The organism is uncultured Sphaerochaeta sp., assembly GCF_963676625.2.
Taxonomy (GTDB): Bacteria; Spirochaetota; Spirochaetia; order Sphaerochaetales; family Sphaerochaetaceae; genus Sphaerochaeta.
Map to the genome: position 1 here is coordinate 70128 of NZ_CAXXYB010000004.1, position 19361 is coordinate 89488.

Genomic DNA, 19361 nt, shown 5'->3' on the forward strand with positions numbered 1-19361 from the left:
TTACCATTAATGCTTGAGTGAATGTATCCAAGTCGGAACAAGAGACAGGACCGAAGGATCCAGAGTTGTCTCTATCGACTCATATTCAGTCGGCAATCCAGACACTGAAGGTTGCAGCATATGGTTCAAACCTTCCAGGATCTTGACAGTAACATGGGTATTCCCGTTTACAGCAAGAGCATCTTGAAGAGCTTTCACATTTCCTTCTGTAGGCACTTGTACGTCATTGGTACCCGAAACAATCAAGACAGGACAAGTAATCTTGGAAAAATAATCGGCAGGATCTATGGCAAGGAACATATTGAACCATGCTGAGAGCAAAGACTCACTTTGTTGCAAGGCTACTTTTTCCGACATGCCATTTTTAACCAAGATTGACTGGATTTCCTTTGCCCTATCCTCCTGGCTTGTTGCGGTATCGAGGGCTATATCATAAAGAGTTTTGTTCAATGCCACTGCCGCATCGATTTGATCTTGGCCGAGGCCTTGCCGTTGCATGATGGCCCGAGACTGCTGCAAGAGCAAATCTTTTCCATCCAAGCCTGGACCACTTAACAAAACGATAAAAGAGATTGCAGGGTCCTGGGCAGATAAAATACCAGCTATCAAGGCTCCTTCACTATGACCAATTACACCAAGGACATCTTTTTCCGTGTAGGGCATAGTAGCAAGGTAGGACAAGGCAGCCTTGGCATCCTGGGCAAAGTCAAAGGTCGTGGCGTTAATCCCATCACCGCCAGACTTGCCATATCCCCTATCATCACAACGAAGGACCACAATACCGGCCTTCGTCAAGGCATCGGCTAATACCAAGAAAGGTTTATGCCCGAAAAGCTCTTCATTTCGATCCTGAAGTCCAGAGCCAGTAACAAGTATTACAGCAGGGTGTACACCTTCATCCTTGGGTCGGGTAATGGTTCCTGCCAAGGAGAAACCGTTTGCAGTCGGAATTTCCACATCTTCCGATATATAGGGAAAAGGAGCAGAAACATCTTGGGGCCGTATCAGGGCAGTGAATTTCTTTTCCAATACCAAGGGGAAATCAAGCCCACTCTGGGAAAAGGTACCCACGATGGAATAAGGATCAGTCGCAGTGTCAAGATTTCCTGCAAATGTTGCCTTGATCGTTTCAATATTCAGGGAAAAGGAGTTTGAGCTCTGATCAAAACTGGTTGTTGAAACCGGCAGGTCATGAACGCCCTGCTGCCGAACAGTAAGAAAGGAAGAGTATCCTTCTTGTGCTGTTTCAACCTCAAATTGCAAGAGCAAGGAAGAACCACCAGGAAGCGATAGAGAACCTTCCCACCATCCAGAAATATCTAACGTTGTTTTCTTTGGAACCATAGGATCTTCCTTTACAAGACTGTCCATTTGTTTTGAGCTGGCACAAGATGAAAGAAAAAGCACCAGTGAAAACATGACCAGGATCGAAATACCGAATAATCGTTTCATCATAGGCCTCCAGAGGACTATATCTATTTTTATTCTTATCAAAATAGATAATAAATTGATAGAGACCCTCTGTCAAGCACATCAAAAAATTGCCCTCCAATAGTAGGAGGGCAATCAATATACGATATAGTAACGTACTTATCTGGAAAGCAAGGAGAACCTGAGAGAAACAGCATCAATGGGCTTATCCCCAAGCTGGGCTCCATATTCCTGAATATAATAAGCAGCGTCGAGATGGAATATCAAGAGATCGAGGCCAACCCCAAAGGACTGATACCCACTTCTCAATCCATAACGAAGATCAACAATGGACAGTATCCTGAGGGAAGCTCCCAACCGGGCATTTTCATAAATACCGGTCTTAAGCTCATCGCCTGACAAATCTGCCAACGACGTGATATCCACCACATCAAAAGCAAAAATAGGTTTGAGCAAGGAACCAATCTTCGGTGCCCAGGTAAGACCTGCATTCAACTGCCACCCAGCATCGATAGTGAAGTCCTCACTGGTAAAACTACTGGAATCAGCGGTTTCTCCAGCGATTGCACTTCCCAATACCTCTTCGCTCCAATTATTGATGGATTGATAGGTGGACATGGAATAGGCACCGTTATAATTCTTTAAAACTGCAGAAGCAGTAAAGCCCAAAGGCATATTAAGATTTACACCGAAGTCCACAGGAAAGGCATATCCGGCAACGATGGGGGTTCCATTCAAATAGGTATCGGCAGGATCCGCATTATCATCGGCCAACATATCCGTGATGGTACTGGCGCTTTGGGCCTGGAGGAACATCTTGTAGATGAACTTTCCGGAAACACCAAGGTCAATACTTAAATATTCAGGAATTGCCTGGATGCGGAATCCCAGACCAGCAGTAGCAGCAACCGTGACTTGGGCAATCAAATTGGTGGAAGTCGTATCCGCTCCAGTCTTGTAGCTCATCAACCGCTCCTGGGCTTGCAATCCAAAACCAAAGCTACCAAGGCCAAGAACCATAGAGAGATCAGTGGTCATCACATCACCATAATCCGTTCCAATGGTACCAAGGAATTTTTGAGCAGCCGAAATAGTGGCGTTTTCATCCCCGGATTGCAAATCATCAATAGCTCCGCTTTTCAGAATTGCATTCGGGTTGAATACAGTAAGGGTAACGGCGGGCAGGGAAATCTTCAAGTTTCCGGCACCCAGATTTGCAGGGTTCAACAGAAAGCTGTCATAATACCCGGTTATACCTATTCCAGCCCCACCCATTCCCATTGAACGAACACTGGTTCCTTCAAAAGGCTCAGCCGTTTGCTTATATAGATCCGTGGATGAATCATAGATTGAAGTTGCAACAAGAGGCATTGCAACCAGGAGAATCAATGTCATCACCAGTAACAGTATCTTTTTATTATTTTTCATTTTGCTCCTCCTATCTACTCTACCAGACTATAATACCACTGTGTTAGTGGACTATCACCATCGGATGTATCCAACAAACTATCTAAGGCAGTTGAAAGTTGAACCATTCCCTCGGAACTGACTCTGTTGAACTCTTTAAGGGTATTAACCAAGTTTACAAAATACGTATTCCCCAATCCATGTAAATAGGTCTTGAATGCGGAAAGCCAGGGAAATTCATCACCCAAAGAATCCTCGGTTGTCAAAGTACCCAAACCCAATTTGACATTGGCATTTAGATAATCTTGAATGATTGTATAAGGAACCAGAGTATCATCAGTTGCACAGAAAGCATCAAATCGTACAATGGCTTCGGAAATGAGAGCATTCATCATACGAGTCACTGCATTGAATTCTCCAGAATTTTCAACCTGTTCCTTGATTTTATATACACCATTTACTAGCGCAATTGCACTGTTTACAGTTTTCTGATTCTCCAAAAAGCTTTCATAAGAAGCTTGAGAATAGGAGAAAACTGTACCGGTTACTGAAATTCCCATGGCTTTGATTATCTTTGGAGCCAATTTATTCATTGTCCCAAGATAGACGGAGGCATCATTCAGGTCGAAAGCCTTGGCATCCTTGCTAAGGCTGTCAAAGATACTTGCAAAATCAATTTGCCCAACGAAATCTATGGAACCAATGCCCGAAAGATTATTTGCCGTCTCCAGGACAAACTGCGCATCTTCAGCAATTGATGACAATTGAGATTGATAATTTGCCAAGGTGTCATCATCAAAATCAGACAAAGCCTTGCCTTCAATACTATCCAAGGTCGTAATGGTATTGCTCACCAGATTGGTCATCAACTGGACAAGGAGAACATCACCCTTGGACATTTGTGAAGCTGCTGTCAAATCAATGCCAGCAAGAGCATCCTTGAGTTCCCCATCAGGAAGGGCATCGGTAAGTTCTTCGAGCGTAGCGTTGAGTAAATCTATGGAATCATCTGCTGCTTCTTGCTGCGCTGGAGAAGCATCACCTGAAAGAGTCTCAAGCAGAGCCGCCTTCTGAGTCGGGGAATTGAAAGCCGATGAAAGATCATCCTTTAATTCTTCCTGTGCAGTTTCATCCATGGCAGCCAGAGGCGTAGAATCTGTGGCAACTTCAACTTTGATAGAACCAATGGTAACGGAAAATCCTGTAGTTGAGGATGAATCGACTTCAGGCGTCATAGTATCATCACCAATCGAAGTTACCGTCTCCGTTACGGCTTCTGCATCAGCAAGATTGGCCGCAATCATACCGTTATCGATATATACATTTCCTGATACACTATCCATCAAATCAGAAATCTGTGAACGTAAATTTCCATCACAAGATATAAACGTCAGTGCAATAATCGCCACTAACAGAAATGATACTAATTGTCTTTTTTTCATGAGACCCTCCTTAGTGATCAAGAAACCATTACATTGAACAACATCGTCTTACATAAATATCCTATACTCGCCCAGCTTTTTCAAGAGCTGTATACTGATAATACCAAGGATACGCTATATACTCACACAAATAAAACGTATCTAGAACAATAACGTTACACACTTATCACAAATTGTCTATACAAAGACCTAAAATAACGGAGCCTTTCGGCTCCGCAATATCTTCAATACTACTCTTTATTTACGTACAAATAGATCAATTGAAAAATAGTTTTTCAATTACCTTGATGTTCTCTGCCTTATTCTCTTCTTCTCCCGCATACAGGCTCTCAAGTCTTTCTTTATAAAACTCCACCGTCTTATATCTGACAAGCTTCATTGTCGAGTTAATCAGACCATCGGCTTCCGAGAAAGGTTTTTCAATGATTGCAAACCGGGAAGGCAACCAGGTATCGGGAATCGCGGTAGCAAACTGTTCATAGGAACGCAAAGAAACAATAATGGTATCCAAGGCTGACGCTGCATCCTTGCAACCTTTTTCCTGAATCAAACGTTTGGCCACGTCTTCCTGAAGGGTAACAAAAGCCCCTGTTATGGCTTGATGATCATTATAAACCATCAATTGGTTCAGGATATCGAGGTTATTTACCATGACTTCCTCAACTTCCTCAGGACTATATTTCTCACCATCCTTGCCGATAAGCAAAGCTTTGGAACGACCGGTGACAACAAGAAATCCATCTTCGTCAAAATAGCCAAGATCCCCTGACCAAAGCCAACCATCACGAAGAGCTTCTGCACTTGCCTGGGGATTCTTGAAATACCCTTTCATTACATTATCACCCTGAATAACCAATTCACCTCGTTGTCCTACTTTGGCTTCAGTGGTTTCGTCAATCATGATCTTGCATTTTTCGGAAGCCGCAACCATGCCGCTGGTACCAAATTTATATCGATGGGGACTGTTGCTGCTGATAATCGGAGCTGCCTCGGTAAGGCCATACCCCTGGAAAACAGGAACACCGATCGCAGCAAAAAACTTTTGCTGCTTTGCCTCGAGCAAGGCGCCTCCCCCGACACAATAGAGCATACGATTACCAAATATTTCCCGAAGTTTTGGAAACACAAGCTTGTTTGCAAGGGTATACGGAAGCCAAGTCTTCAACTGTACGGCCCTGCTTGCCCTATGAAAACCATCTCCGTTCCGCTTGATACCTGCCTCCAGTCCACGAGTGAAAATTCCTTCAATGAAAGGTCCTTTCTGATGAATTCCCTGGGTCATTTTCTTCATGAAGTTTCCGGTAATGGAAGGAACGGTCATCAAGAAAACAGGATTCACCTCCAGTAAATTCTTGGGGAAATTTCTGATAATAGAGGCATTTGATCCCCGGGCATCGACAAAGTGCAAGGTTATTCCCTTGACTAGTGCAGTATAAATGCCAACAGTATGAGCAAAAGAATGGTCAACAGGCAAAACTACCAAGGTTTCAAACTGTGCTTCAGGGAGCTGAAACAAATCGATGGCATCGTGGCTATTGGTCCAATAATTCAAATGAGTAAGCATGATGCCTTTCGGATTTCCCGTAGTCCCACTTGTATAGCAAATATTTACCGTATCGTTCTCAACAATCTGTGCCTCGGACTCTTTTACAATATTTTCTTGTTTGGCGAGAATCGTCTTTCCCTCTGATAGCAAGTTTCCCCAAGCAATAAAATCTTCCCCTTCCTTCCATTTCATTTCTTCTGTCAAGGAAGAAAGACGATCGTCCATCTCATCCAGATAGACCAGCAACACCTTATGATCAAATTTCGGCATTGCCTTCGCTGTATTGGCAAGGGTATTGCTACTGACCGCCAAAGCTATGGCCTCGCTATGATTGACCCTGAAGGCAATTTCATCGGGAGTAAGCTTGATGGATAAGGGAACGCTGATGCCCCGTGCCTTTATTACCCCTAATTCGAAAGTAACCCATTGGGATTTTCCTTCACTGAGTATTCCGATGGTCTGTTCTTTCTTTATCTCCCGAGAGAGAAGCATCGCAGCTACCTGATCAGAAAGCTCATCGGCTTGTACAAAGGAGCAAGCCTCCCATCCATTATCGGTTTTTCCAGTAGTATATGCACGACCAGCATAATGCTGTGCCGCTTCATGCAACATTGCAACAATCGTTCTTTCCATAGCAATTTTCTCCAAAACTGTGCTTATAGATCCATTTCTCTGATTCTTATCTTTACACGTATAAATCAATTGTCAAGAAAAAGCAACGAAAAAACACTTTTTAATGGATAGCAAAGCAAGATTAACGACTGCCAATATAAAAATATCTTATTTTTATTACACTATATTAAAAATGTAATAATCTAACTTCAGGGAAGAGAAAGAAAGCCTCTTAGCAATGATTACTATCTGTCTCTACGGCAAATTCAAAGAGCGATCCATTGAAAATATTTGTACATCGACCGACCACCGTCCCGTCAGCAAGCACACACACTCCCCGACACCACAGACTTGCAGTGCCGGTTTTAATTTGCAATGTCTTGCAGATTTCATCATTGGGAATAATTGCGGCAACCGTACCTTGGGAAAAATGACATTTTTCACCAAGATGCTGACCAACTATTTCATAGAAGGACTTATCAAGGAAAGAATCAGTTGCAGATAGAATCTCTCCGATATTTTCAGAAAAATAATAATCACTTAATACAGAAGGCGTCTCCTCTTTCAAGCGAAGACTTCTGAAATGCCATAATTCAGGCCTTTCAGAATGAGATTTCATAGTCTTCCCCATTTGTTCAAGATCCCTTGGTGAAGCAGGGATTTTTTCACGAAGAAGAATCTGATACCTATAGGAAGGTTCATCCTGGGAAAAATCAATATTTGAGTTTTGTCGGGGCCTACCAATGATTTCCCTGCGAGAGATGACAAAGGATCCCTTCCCCCTGGTCCTGGAAATATACCCATTGGATACCAAACCATCAAGAGCTCTGCGGATAGTTACCCGCGATACTCCATATTGCTTACATAGTTCCATTTCAGTGGGAATCTTGGAACCATCACACCATTCACCGGAAATAATTTTCATCTGAAGACGTGCAAAGACCGATTGAAATTTCAAAGGCATCAGTTTTCCTCCATTAGTGCAAGTTCAGGAGACTTTATCGCTTTAAGTATACTATATTCTTTTTAAAAAGACACTAAAGATAACTGCATAATACAAATATTTTTCAATTGATATATAAACTACTGGCATTATTATTTTACCTAGGGAATATTTTTAATAAAAATATTAAAAATATTGTCTTTTAATTTAGTGAATATTACATACAAATAAATAAACAAGATAAAAAGCATAAGACAAAGATATCCTCAAAATGCTAACCATTATTTTGAGTGAAATACCAACAGAAGTTATCGGAACAACTCTTGTTCATGGATTACTGCAATCAAACAGAATTATTGATTCTCAAGAAACTACATAAGAAAAAATTCTTTTTTAGACCCTATTTCAGGTGGGGACCAATCAAACAAGGTTGACCATTTGTAAAAGAATTGTTAATTTTTAGTAAATATTTACTACACATATTGCATTACACATTAGTTTGGGGATACTTTTTTGTCAAAAGGAACCACCGATGGTAACTATCAAGGAAATCTCCCGCTTGGCCAATGTATCCCCTGCAACCGTTTCCCGTGTATTGAACCGAGATGACAGCCTTTCTGTCAGCAAGGAAGTGCGCAACAGAATCTTTTCCATAGCCACCGATCTGCATTACATCCCGCCACGAATGCGATATACGGGAAGAGGAGAACGACTGGTCATTGGAATTGCCGACTGGCACATCATCAGGCCGGAATGCGAAAACATCAAGCTTTCGTCTTTGGAATCACTCACCAGAACTCTGGAAATTGAAGATCATGTGGATTTTATCCGAATCGGTGAAGAAAACGAGACAAGCCTCGATGGTATCATTGCTTTCGGTTCCTTTACCGAACAGGAAATCGAAAATCTCACTCGCCAAAGTTTCAACTTGGTTTTCATCAATGATGGAAAAGACGGATATCGCTTCGACCGTATAACCGTGGATTTTGAAGCTGGCTTCCACCAAGCCTTTGCATATCTCCTGCAACAAGGTTTGACTGATATCGGGTACCTGGGAGGCCTGTACAACTCCAATGGAATTGTCATCGGGCAACATCGCAGTGAGTGCTTTTGCTCACTCGCGAAAGAAGCAAACATTTTCAACGATGCCTTTTATTTTCAAGGAGAGATGAGTGTCGAGGCAGGAAAGGCAATGATGGAAAAAATGCTTGCCCTCCCTACTCCTCCCCAGGCAGTACTGCTCAGCAGTGACGAGATCGCAACCGGTGCCCTGCAGGTTCTCGAAAAAGCCAACAGCACTATGCAAAATACATTGAAGGTAATCCTATATAAGGATATCGCGACAATAGTCGATGACGATCATCGGTACCCAACCATTCGGATGTATACCGATCTTGTCTGGGAGACGGCAATCCGCATGTTATTTGAACAAATTCACCAGAAACGCAGCGAAGCCCTTTCCGTATTTATTCCAGCCCGATTTGAACCCTAGCATCTCACCTGCAAATGCAGGAAGCGCAATACGTCTTAGGAGGACGATAAAGATGAAGCGAATCATGAGCATTCTTCTCGTATGTGCGGTAAGCCTTACCGCTTTGTTTGCCCAAGGTGGCAAGGAACTATCGCAGGGGACCACCAAGGAGATCAAGACACTGAATGTGTACTTTGTTCCTTCACGAGAACCTGAGGAAATCGTTACAGCCACTGCACCCCTGAAACAATTATTGAAAGATGAGTTGGCTAATCAAGGCTATACAGTAGATAACGTAGTTATTACCGTAGGGACAAGTTATGAAGCAGTTGGCGTTGCCCTCGGTGCAGGAACTGCCGATGTAGGTCTCATTCCCGGAGGTACCTATGTACTCTATGACGATGGTGCAGATGTCATTTTGACCGCTACCCGTGATGGACTTAGCATCGACAGCGATGATCCGAAAGTATGGAACGACAACAAACCGACTGAAGCTTCCACCACCCAGGCTGTCGGATACCGTTCCCTCTTGATCGCAGGTCCTTCCAAGAAAGGACAGGAATTGGCAGCAAAAGTCAATGCAGGGCAAAAATTGACCTGGGATGACATCAATAGCGCCAACTGGGCAATAATGGGAAGTTCCTCATCAGCTGGGTACATCTATCCGTATATCTGGTTGATGCAGAACTATGACGGCAAGGGTATTACCGACCTTACCCATGCTGTACAAGCAGATTCTTATGGAAGTGAATTTGCCCGGCTTGCTTCAGGACAAGTAGACGTTTTGGTTACCTATGCCGATGCCCGTCGTGATTATGCACAGAAATGGTCTTCAGAATTCGGCCGCAAGGCTTCAATCTGGGATGAGACCAATGTCATCGGAGTCACCCCGTACATCTACAACGATACCATCAGTGTCAGCAAGACCAGCAAGATAATGACCCCTGAATTCAAGACCGCCCTCCAACAGGCATTCATCAATATCGCAAAAACCGATGAAGGCAAGAAAGTAATCGCAATTTATAGCCATAAAGGTTATCAGGTTGCAACGAGCAGTGATTACGACAACGAACGCACTGCCCAGAAAATTATCCGTGAGACAAAAAAGAACTAACTGCAAGACCTATATAGTCGAGACAGATTTAAATCTGTCTCGATTTTTCCATCTCAACAGGAGCGTACCACATGATAGTATTCGACAAGGTCGGTAAGGTTTATCCCAATGGGGTAAGGGGATTGGACAATGTCTCCCTTTCCATCAACCAAGGGGAGTTCGTTGCCATCATCGGCCTTTCCGGAGCCGGAAAATCAACCTTGATCCGTGCCATAAACAAAATGCATGGTATCACGGAAGGAAATCTTACCGTCGATGGCATCGATGTAAAAAATCTTAAAGGCAAGAAACTCAGGCAATTTAGACGCAAGATAGGAATGGTCTTCCAATCCTTCAACCTCGTCACACGAACCACTGTCATACAAAATGTATTGGCAGCTTTTGTCCCTGACCTCTCTTTTGGACGGGTACTCTTCGGTATTTTTCCTAAAAAAGACCGTCTCCTTGCCTTGGAGGCATTGGAAAAGGTAGGCATCCTAGACAAAGCCTATACCAGAGTCGATCAATTATCGGGGGGACAACAACAACGGGTGGCTCTTGCCAGGAACCTGGCACAAAATCCTTCCATAATCCTTGCAGATGAACCAGTTGCCGCACTTGATCCTGTTACTGCACGGCAAGTCATGGACGATTTCAAAAAAATAAACAAAGAATTGGGCATCTCGATACTCATCAATATCCATCATGTTGAACTGGCCCTTGAATACGCTTCAAGAATAATCGGCATACGAGAGGGCAGAATCATCTATGATGGTCCCTCGGAAAAAGTCAACCAAACCATTTTGGATACTATCTATCGCAAGGATACTTCCAAGGAGGTGGTATGAGAAATAACATCCTCACCCTCCTGGATGGAACAAAGGTAGAAGAAAAGCGTTCGCAGACTCCCTTGGTCGTCGGTATCTTCTTGGTTGTAATCACCATCTCCGCACATATTACAGGATTCAATCTCATGACAATCCTCACCAGAGGAAATTATTTCTTCGTTATCCTTGGTGATATGATGCCTCCAAACACTTCCTATCTGCCTAATATCATGAACCCTTTGCTGGATACGATCAAAATGTCGATCATCGGTTCCTTTGTCGGAGCAATGGCTGCCATTCCCTTTGCTGTCATCTCTTCCACCAACATCATTCATAACCGAATAGTGACAGCCCTCAGCAGAATCTTCTTGAGCATCATACGTACGTTGCCAACGCTTGTCACTGCCTTGATCGCAACCTATATCTTTGGCTTGGGAACTTTGGCAGGAACCATGGCTATCACGGTGTTTACTTTTTCCTATCTCGGAAAATTACTGTATGAAGAGATCGAAACGGTAGATATGGGGCCATATGAAGCCATGCAAGCACTCGGGGCGGGACGAGCAAAGTCCTTTGTCAGTGCAATCATCCCACAGATACTTCCTTCCTATCTGTCCAATACCCTTTTCTGTTTTGAAGGCAATGTTCGTTATGCCGCCATCCTCGGGTATGTCGGAGCTGGTGGACTTGGATTGATTCTGAACGAGAAAATCGGATGGAGGGAATATGACAAGGTAGGAATGATCCTTGTCTCCCTCTTTGCCACCGTCGTTCTCATAGAGACCCTCAGTCATTTCTTCAGAAGTAAGCTGACGTAGGAGACGAGATATGACAGTACAACAACAATTGAAGAGAGCTCCCCGTTCCTGGATCGGACAAATGGCCGTAATCCTCTGCCTGTTGATCCTGCTCATCTGGTCCAGCACCGCTGTTCAGCAACAAAGTTCGGGTGGCACCAACGGGGCAACTGTTGCCCGGCGGATAATCAGTGGCATCTTCCATCCCGATACCGACCTATTGTTCAACCTTACCAGACAAGGAGTTCCTTATCTCCTTCTGGAGACAACCTGCATAGCCTTGTTGGGAACCCTCATCGGTGCAATTCTGGCCATTCCTTTCTCCTTCCTCAGCTCAACGAACATCGTCCCCAAGCCCATTGCCGTGGTAGGAAGGGTAATTATAATGGCCATCAGGACCATCCCCGTCTTCGTATATGGGTTGATGTTCATCATGGTTACCGGTCCAGGGCCTTTTGCAGGTCTATTGACCATGAGCCTATCTTCCATAGGTATGCTTTCCAAGTTGTTCATCGAGAATATCGAAGACCTGGACACCAGGATATTGGAATCGTTGGATGCTTGCGGATGTACCACCTTCCAGAAAATACGTTATGGGGTCCTACCCCAGCTGTTTCCGAATTTTGCCTCCACCTTGATCTACCGGTTCGATATGAATCTCAGGGATGCCACGGTACTCGGTCTTGTCGGGGCTGGAGGCATCGGAGCTCCCCTGATCTTTGCCATGAGCAGTTACCGTTGGAACGAGGTCGGTTCCATCTTGGCTGGATTGATCGTCCTGGTTTTGATCGTTGAATATGGTTCAAATAAGATTCGCAATAAACTTGCCAGGGGATAAGCATGAAACAAGCTACACTGTTCTACACTTCAGATACCCATTCCTACCTTTTCCCCACAAATTACATTGATGAAGAGATCAGGCCAATGGGCTTGATGCAGGCAAGCCTGCTTTTTGAGAAAGACGGAAATACCCTTGTCCTGGATGGGGGCGATACGCTCCAAGGTTCGGCATTGGCTAAATATGTCCAGGACCACAAACCGGCTTTCTTGCCCCAGGCTACGGTTTTCAATGCGGCTCGCTACGACTGCATAGTGCCAGGTAACCACGATTTCAATTATGGGTACGATATGCTGCTCCAGTTCTTCGACCAAGTGGAGGCAACGGTCCTGTGCGCAAACGTCACAGACAAGGATGACCGGCTCGCCATGCTTCCCCATAGGATTGTCACCCTCGAGAACGGGTTGCGCATAGGCCTTGTGGGCATCCTCACCGATTACGTGAGCCTCTGGGAAAAACCGGAGAATCTCCAAAACCTTATCATCGAGGATGCTTTCAATTGCGCGAAAAAAGAATTGGACCAAATCAAGCCACTGTGTGACCTCACCCTTTGCATTTATCATGGAGGGTACGAGGAAGACCTGAATACAGGCAAGATACTAACGGAAACCAAGGAAAATATCGCATGTAAGATTGCTCGAGAACTCTCTTATGACATTCTTTTATGCGCTCACCAGCACATGGAGGTTCCCGGCCAATATCTATCCGGTACCTATACCCTTCAACTTCCTGCCATGGCCACCAAAGTCGCCAGGATTTCCATCTACCAGGACGATGAGGGGTCCCTGGACATAAGCAGCAGTGTTCTGTACACCCCAGTTTCTCCTCCCTCGCCACTCCAAAAAAAGTTTCAGGACCTCGAAGCAGACGTACAACACTGGCTCTCTTCTTCAGCGGGAAACATTCCTTCCTCCATTGTTCCCCAAACAAAGTTGCATAATGCGCTTCAGGGATCTCGTATCGCTGATTTCTTCAATCAAATACAGTTGGATATCTCCAAGGCAGATATCTCATGCACCAGCCTGGGAAACAATAATCCGGGGTTCTCTTCCAAGATTACCATCAGGCAGATCATCGCAGCCTATCAATTTCCCAATACCCTGGTAGTGCTTGAAGTCGATGGGCAAATCTTAAAGCTGGCTCTTGAGCGATGTGCCTCCTATTTCTCCATCAAAGAAGGAAAGGTTGCCATCAACAAGGAGTTCCTGATACCAAAGATAGAGCATTACAACTATGATTATTATGCAGGCTTAGCCTATTCCTTCGACCTACGCCGTCCCATCGGGGAACGAGTCACCCGATTGCTCTATCAAGGAGAACCCTTGGGAACTAAAAAACTCAACCTCTGCATGAACAACTACAGGGCCACGGGAACGGGAGGTTACCAGTTCTTCCGTTCTTGTCCGATTGTCAAGGTAATCAATGAGGATGTCCAGGATCTGAGCGTCGATTGGTTGCAACAACATCCTGATGCAACTTCCTGGCAAAAGCCCGATTTTACGGTAATAACCCCTGAAACCGAGGTTGGAATTGGATAATCGTTTTGCGAACGAATTCATTTATGTTTCTTTGGGGAAGTTCCGACTTTCCTTTTCGTTTATGGAAAATATGACTATATTTAGAATTAAGAGCTAGTATTCATAAATGGAGGGAAATTATGGCTTATACTGAACCGTACGATGCCTTGGACGAAAAAACCAGGGATATAACCAGAGCTATCAACAGTCTCAAAGAAGAACTCGAGGCAGTGGATTGGTATAACCAACGGGTTAATACGACAAAAGATCAAGACCTGAAGGAAGTCATGGCTCATAACAGGGATGAGGAAATCGAGCATGCCTCGATGAATCTGGAATGGCTCAGACGGAACATGGATGGATGGGATCAGAACTTAAAAACCTATTTATTCAGTACCGGTTCCATGTTGGACATAGAGGGCAAATCGCTGTAACCTTCCTTAGATAATAGGAATAGGAAGGAATACAAAGCCTCCTATTTTGTGGTTAGATTATCCGATATCACTGAGAGGAGGATCTTTCCTTCCAATTCCTATCAGCCTGTCGACAGCATTATCCACTGGCATGAAATTACGTATATATAGCATATAAATGAGTATAGCCTCCCTGTATGCTATTGCAATTCTAACACTACCAAGACATATGATAGTAACCATATGTATAAAACAGGGAAAACCTGATAAGTGAGAATTTCCACCACAAATCATTCAATCAATAGATTTTTTTATTGAATTGAAATATATAGTCTCCAAGGGAATCTCAAAAGGCTTCTCCCTTGTTTCAATGATTTGTCCGTTCTCAAGGATAACAACATAATCTGCAAGCTTCTCAACAATCTCAACAATATGACTGGAAAGGATAAGGGTATCGACCCGAGACTTGATTGACAGCAAAAAATCATTCAATTGCTTGTTCGTAAAGATATCAAGTCCATTATGGGGTTCGTCAAGAATCAATATTTCTGGATCACCCATCAAAGTTGCAACTATCTGTGCTTTTTGCTTTGTTCCAGTCGAACATTCAGCAAATCGCTTGTTCATATGCGCTCCAAGTTCCATCTGATCAATTATCGTTTGATAACTCGTATAGAGTTTTCTTTTGCCAAATCGCAGATATCCCACAAGCTCCAAGTTTTCCTTAAGTGAAAGCTTATCAAAGAAAAAACCTTCTGCAGGAAGATACCCTATCTTCTTCTTTATCTTTTCCTGATTTGCCCGTGATGCAAAAAGACTTTCGCCATTGAAAAGTATTTTACCCGATTGAGGCATCAACAGTCCTGCTGTCAAGTTCATGAATGTTGTCTTGCCTGATCCATTTCGTCCAAGCAATCCCATAATTCCAGGATGTGTAGAAATGGAAATATCCTGAATGCGAAAACCACTCGCCCCATATGTAAAACATAAATCTTGATATTCAATCATTGATATAACCTCAGATTATCTAATAGATTCAACCAGAATTTGTAAAATTTGGCAAAAATGATAATGATAAAAATGGAAACAAAAAGAACAGGATAAGCAACAAACAAGAATAAATACAATGCAAATTCCAGGAATATAAATATTGTTCCCACCACATCAAGGGGAGCAAAAATAACCCGTAGTATGAAACAAACCAAAAACAACATGGATGTAACTGCACAGAGAATTCCCCAAGTAAAACCAAAGGCGAAACCAGCAATTATAAAAATAGGAACTTGAACCGTAATCAGGATGACAACAGGAATACCGACATGGATGCATATAAATCGCCAATACGGAGTAGGAACAATAAGAAAAAACCGAAAACGGTAGTTCTGGTATTGTGTCCCCAATACCATGGCATTTAAAAAACTCATCAATGCACATATGGCAAGTAAAATGATACGTGGCCATTCCGCAATACCATGAATCATGATGTATCCATCAAAAATGATTACTGCAATCAGACCTATCATAAAAGTGAAAATTTCTTCCCTTCTGAAAAAGATTTCACTGGTCATATACTTCAATATAGGAAAGCTTTTATGAATACGCCATTTTACTTTAGATATCTTATGCAACCGAGTAAAAACATTGCAAAAGGAAAGAGTGGCAATAGTGAATATAGCCAGCATGAGACTCAATACATCTATTGGCAAAAGATTAGTAAGAAGACTCACGACAAACAACCCGCAAAATAATATAAGGCCATAATCAATGTATAATAAACGGAAAAAAGAGAAAGCAATCATCCAAAAAAAAGCAACAGGTACTTCTTGTAAAAACACTTGCATGTCACCGGTTTTTCCTGTAAAAGGCAATAATGCCAATACAATCAATACAAATTTGATAATTTGCTGAGCACAGATATAGGCAAAGCAAAATTTATAATAAGTAGCCCTCTTGTCGTAATAAAGAAAAGAAAAAGTTGAATAATTCTTGGGAACAGAAAAAGCGAGCCCTGACAGAATGGAGAAGCCAATCAATGCAGAAACTGGATTCTTTTCAATAATCGTACCATCCGCAATTGATTCCGGATGAAAGAATATATAACCATATGAAATACCCAAAAGAAAGAAAACGAGTAAATAATATGCTTTTCTTTTTTTAGATGCAGCTACAAAGAATGAAAACTTGATCTTTAGAAATATTAAAAAAGTATACATATTTTATTCCTAAATATATATATTTTAAATGTATATAATTAACTACAGAATTCCTGCTATGCTTTATTTTGCCATCAAAGTTCTATGGATTCAATTGTTTATAATTATTGATTGTTTCCATTCATTCCGTGATCCTCTTCTTTGCACTATACTACAAGGGAATCTAGACAGAAAGCTATTTTTCATATTCGAACAAAATGTATTTTGGCATATTAGCTTTACTGATGAAAATTTGCTTTCTTTGCGCCCATTCTTTGAAATATAGTCTTTATTTAAAAAAGAAAAGTTGCGTATTTAGTGAAATAAGAGAAAAATTTTCTGTTAATGTATAAAAATTTGCTACCAACAATAAGTGCATTTATGTATTTTTAGGAAGTTTTAGCTCCCTTTTTCGTTATAGGAATCTTATATGGTTATATTGATTCATAGATGTATTAAATGAGGCCATGCTATGAAAATTTCAAAAAAACTGACTATCGTCATATTCTCTTTTCTGGTATCTATCTTCGTGATGCTATTTTCTTCCTGCACGATTCTGCTTGTAGATCATCCAATTGCGCCCACCCCGATTGTTTTTCCGAATTCCGGTATGCATATAATACCGAATGAGCAACCTTCTGACTTCCCAAAACCGCCAGCACCAGATCAAGTCAATCCCCTCCAGAAGCTCCCCATGCCTCCCAGGCAACCTTGATTGCATAGTGCATTTCGTAATGGGCGCGACTTCCCTTCCAAGTGAAGGATAGAGCAGAAAAAGCTGCCACCGATAATTATTATTGTATTAATTTTTCTCGCATTGAATAGCCTTGGAACACAAGCACAACCGAGACTCAAAGAGATAGCAGTTGGGAAGTATTCGACTTAAACGACATACATGATGCCATTTCCGGATTTTAGATGATAATCCGGAAAATAAAAAAAAGCGCCAGAAGGGAATCGAACCCTCGTCACATGCCTGGGAATGTCTACGAACTGTAAATAAGCCCTTGCATTCACCAATTCATATACAACTCCCAATCATTCAACTGCTATCTTTGGTGTAAAAAGTGTATAAAGCCGCAAACCAGCGGCATCTGCTCAAATTGCACTAAACCTTCATCAATTCCAAGCATTCCATGTGTAAGTCTCTTCATGGCTAATCCCAAATATTCCAAACATTAATGTTTTTAACCTACAGACTAGTTTGTTTCCAATACGGTGCATGCGTCATCCGTGATGGTAAGATCTTCAAGAGCAAAGCCATTTGTGAAATACCCATAATCTTTTTGTTTTAATTCCCCGTCTTGATAGTAACTGAGTTTATAAACGCCATCTCGATCCGGCGCATCTCTCATATCGAGAGTTAAAATCGTCGATTACCCTTTTACCAAACTACTCGTTGACACAAAAATACTTGAATCAGTGCTCAAATGTACTTCAAAGCTATTAACAGTGTAGTTGGAAGAATTGACGATAGAAAAAGATATTTTTCCAGTATCTCCGAAAGGGTGACATCCAGTTATCAGTCCTATACAGACAGCAATGGCTATAATGGACAGTACTAGTTTTCTCATATATACACCTTCCTGTTGGAAACATCTAAACCTATTTTAACTATTGCACGATGCAAATTAGTTCATTACAGCAAGGACCTTGTCGTACATAACTGAGTCACATGTATTTTCTTCTGGTAAAGTAGTAAAATTAACAAACCAAATTTTTGTCTCAGATGCATTACTACCATACCATGTACGGCTTGCAAAATTATTGTGAAGATCCCTATTTGTTTCCAGCCCATCTACGTCATACTCTCAATTGTTGTTGTTTCCCTTTCTGCAGAAGAAGTCTGTACTGAACCGCTACAAGAAATGTGCAAAAAAGAACCAAGAACAGGCAACAATAATCTTGCAATGAATTTCACACCTATCTCCATAGTATTTTTTATTACTCATTAGCTGCTATATTGCTAATTTTTGTAAAGCTAATGTGTTTTTATATGAAATTTTAAAATAATGAAACCTGGAACAAAAACACATCTACATCCGTTACATATTGTACACAACTAGTAGGTTGTAAATTCTAAAATATCAATGTTCAGAATATTCGTACTATCATCCATATCAATAACATACTGGAGATTGGCCATGAGGTATCAGTCTTGAAGAATTATCTTGATGTCAGAAAACGTGAAAAGTGTTTAAAAACCTTTTTGTTAACCAAATGGAAAATTATAGGACATCAAAGATCATTCGAAGCAAGCGAAATTCCGTTTCCCTGAACTATGCCATCCGACCCCAGGATGTCGATATCGAGTGTACCGCTTTAGTTATGCTTTATATACTTCCTATTACGGTATGTTAATTTTATCTATCGAGATTTACCTTACATAAAATACCGACTGAGGCCATTATGACGGATACACGGTCGAGGATTATGAAATGCTGGTGGACACTCATGGAGCAATCGAGGGAAAATTCCTGCCGAGTTCCTTCAATAACGAATCACTGGCAAGGACCATCGAAAAATACGGATGGCACAGCCAGGAGGTTCAGATGTGCCTGAGCGTGAACGCTAAGAACAGTAACCACGAGGCGACCAAGACTGAGCTATTTGCCGGCAATTATGACTTTGCCTCTGGGCACAACCCTTTCGCCCTCCAACATCACCGCAATAGCACGTCTCCTGCAAACGACCGAAACTATCGATGGGGGCACCTGATGAACGACGAAAAGAACGATGGACTGGAGAGTCGTGTCGAGCACCTGAAAACAGAATAGACGTACAAGAAGCGACACATAGAAATGGTAATTTTATAGAAATATTGTCCTAGTT

Annotated in this window: 17 protein-coding genes; 9 read left to right on the forward strand and 8 right to left on the reverse strand. The window is 42.2% G+C overall.

The window, feature by feature from the left end; all coding sequences use genetic code 11:
* Nucleotides 1–6: 6 nt before the first annotated feature.
* The 5 genes from ACHZBG_RS03520 to ACHZBG_RS03540 form a co-directional block, all read right to left on the reverse strand.
* Complete coding sequence (locus ACHZBG_RS03520) at nt 7–1452, reverse strand: alpha/beta fold hydrolase (RefSeq protein WP_320128061.1); 1446 nt, start codon at nt 1450–1452, stop codon at nt 7–9.
* A gap of 138 nt (nt 1453–1590) precedes the next feature.
* A complete protein-coding gene (locus tag ACHZBG_RS03525) occupies nt 1591–2859 on the reverse strand; it encodes a hypothetical protein (RefSeq protein ID WP_320128062.1) in 1269 nt (422 codons plus the stop codon).
* A 14-nt stretch (nt 2860–2873) separates the two neighbouring features.
* Nucleotides 2874–4280 (reverse strand): hypothetical protein, encoded by a 1407-nt coding sequence (locus tag ACHZBG_RS03530; protein WP_320128063.1) that lies wholly within the window; start codon nt 4278–4280, stop codon nt 2874–2876.
* 256 nt (nt 4281–4536) lie between these two features.
* On the reverse strand, nt 4537–6459 hold the full coding sequence (locus ACHZBG_RS03535) for an AMP-binding protein (RefSeq protein WP_320128064.1): 1923 nt from the start codon (nt 6457–6459) through the stop codon (nt 4537–4539).
* Between the two features lie 211 nt (nt 6460–6670).
* Complete coding sequence (locus ACHZBG_RS03540; RefSeq protein WP_320128065.1) at nt 6671–7402, reverse strand: GntR family transcriptional regulator; 732 nt, start codon at nt 7400–7402, stop codon at nt 6671–6673.
* Nucleotides 7403–7913: 511 nt separating this feature from the next.
* Between ACHZBG_RS03540 and ACHZBG_RS03545 the strand changes: the two genes are divergently transcribed.
* The 7 genes from ACHZBG_RS03545 (at nt 7914) to ACHZBG_RS03575 (ending at nt 14358) form a co-directional block, all read left to right on the forward strand.
* On the forward strand, nt 7914–8873 hold the full coding sequence (locus tag ACHZBG_RS03545; RefSeq protein WP_320128066.1) for a LacI family DNA-binding transcriptional regulator: 960 nt from the start codon (nt 7914–7916) through the stop codon (nt 8871–8873).
* Nucleotides 8874–8925: 52 nt separating this feature from the next.
* Nucleotides 8926–9966, forward strand: a complete 1041-nt coding sequence (locus ACHZBG_RS03550) for a PhnD/SsuA/transferrin family substrate-binding protein (RefSeq protein WP_320128067.1) — start codon at nt 8926–8928, stop codon at nt 9964–9966.
* A 71-nt stretch (nt 9967–10037) separates the two neighbouring features.
* Nucleotides 10038–10793 (forward strand): phosphonate ABC transporter ATP-binding protein, encoded by a 756-nt coding sequence (gene phnC, locus ACHZBG_RS03555; protein ID WP_320128068.1) that lies wholly within the window; start codon nt 10038–10040, stop codon nt 10791–10793.
* A complete protein-coding gene (gene phnE, locus ACHZBG_RS03560; RefSeq protein WP_320128069.1) occupies nt 10790–11590 on the forward strand; it encodes a phosphonate ABC transporter, permease protein PhnE in 801 nt (266 codons plus the stop codon). Before phnC ends, phnE (ACHZBG_RS03560) begins: the two co-directional genes overlap by 4 nt.
* Before the next feature lie 10 nt (nt 11591–11600).
* Nucleotides 11601–12407: a phosphonate ABC transporter, permease protein PhnE gene (gene phnE / locus ACHZBG_RS03565; protein WP_320128070.1), complete on the forward strand. Its 807-nt coding sequence runs from the start codon at nt 11601–11603 to the stop codon at nt 12405–12407.
* A 2-nt stretch (nt 12408–12409) separates the two neighbouring features.
* Complete coding sequence (locus ACHZBG_RS03570) at nt 12410–13945, forward strand: bifunctional UDP-sugar hydrolase/5'-nucleotidase (RefSeq protein ID WP_320128071.1); 1536 nt, start codon at nt 12410–12412, stop codon at nt 13943–13945.
* 119 nt (nt 13946–14064) lie between these two features.
* Nucleotides 14065–14358: a ferritin-like domain-containing protein gene (locus ACHZBG_RS03575; protein WP_320128072.1), complete on the forward strand. Its 294-nt coding sequence runs from the start codon at nt 14065–14067 to the stop codon at nt 14356–14358.
* 273 nt (nt 14359–14631) lie between these two features.
* Here ACHZBG_RS03575 and ACHZBG_RS03580 read toward each other — a convergent pair whose 3' ends face one another.
* Nucleotides 14632–15345: an ABC transporter ATP-binding protein gene (locus tag ACHZBG_RS03580; protein ID WP_320128073.1), complete on the reverse strand. Its 714-nt coding sequence runs from the start codon at nt 15343–15345 to the stop codon at nt 14632–14634.
* Complete coding sequence (locus ACHZBG_RS03585) at nt 15342–16550, reverse strand: hypothetical protein (RefSeq protein WP_394699319.1); 1209 nt, start codon at nt 16548–16550, stop codon at nt 15342–15344. Before ACHZBG_RS03585 ends, ACHZBG_RS03580 begins: the two co-directional genes overlap by 4 nt.
* Before the next feature lie 451 nt (nt 16551–17001).
* On the opposite strand from ACHZBG_RS03585, the gene ACHZBG_RS03590 reads away from it, so the two are divergent.
* Nucleotides 17002–17244, forward strand: coding sequence for a hypothetical protein (locus ACHZBG_RS03590; RefSeq protein WP_320128075.1), 243 nt, complete (start codon nt 17002–17004; stop codon nt 17242–17244).
* A gap of 484 nt (nt 17245–17728) precedes the next feature.
* On the opposite strand, the gene ACHZBG_RS03595 is transcribed toward ACHZBG_RS03590, so the two are convergent.
* Nucleotides 17729–17884, reverse strand: a complete 156-nt coding sequence (locus ACHZBG_RS03595; RefSeq protein WP_320128076.1) for a hypothetical protein — start codon at nt 17882–17884, stop codon at nt 17729–17731.
* Nucleotides 17885–18967: 1083 nt separating this feature from the next.
* Here ACHZBG_RS03595 and ACHZBG_RS03600 point away from each other — a divergent pair.
* Nucleotides 18968–19306 (forward strand): hypothetical protein, encoded by a 339-nt coding sequence (locus ACHZBG_RS03600; protein WP_320128077.1) that lies wholly within the window; start codon nt 18968–18970, stop codon nt 19304–19306.
* The last annotated feature ends 55 nt before the right edge of the window (nt 19307–19361 follow it).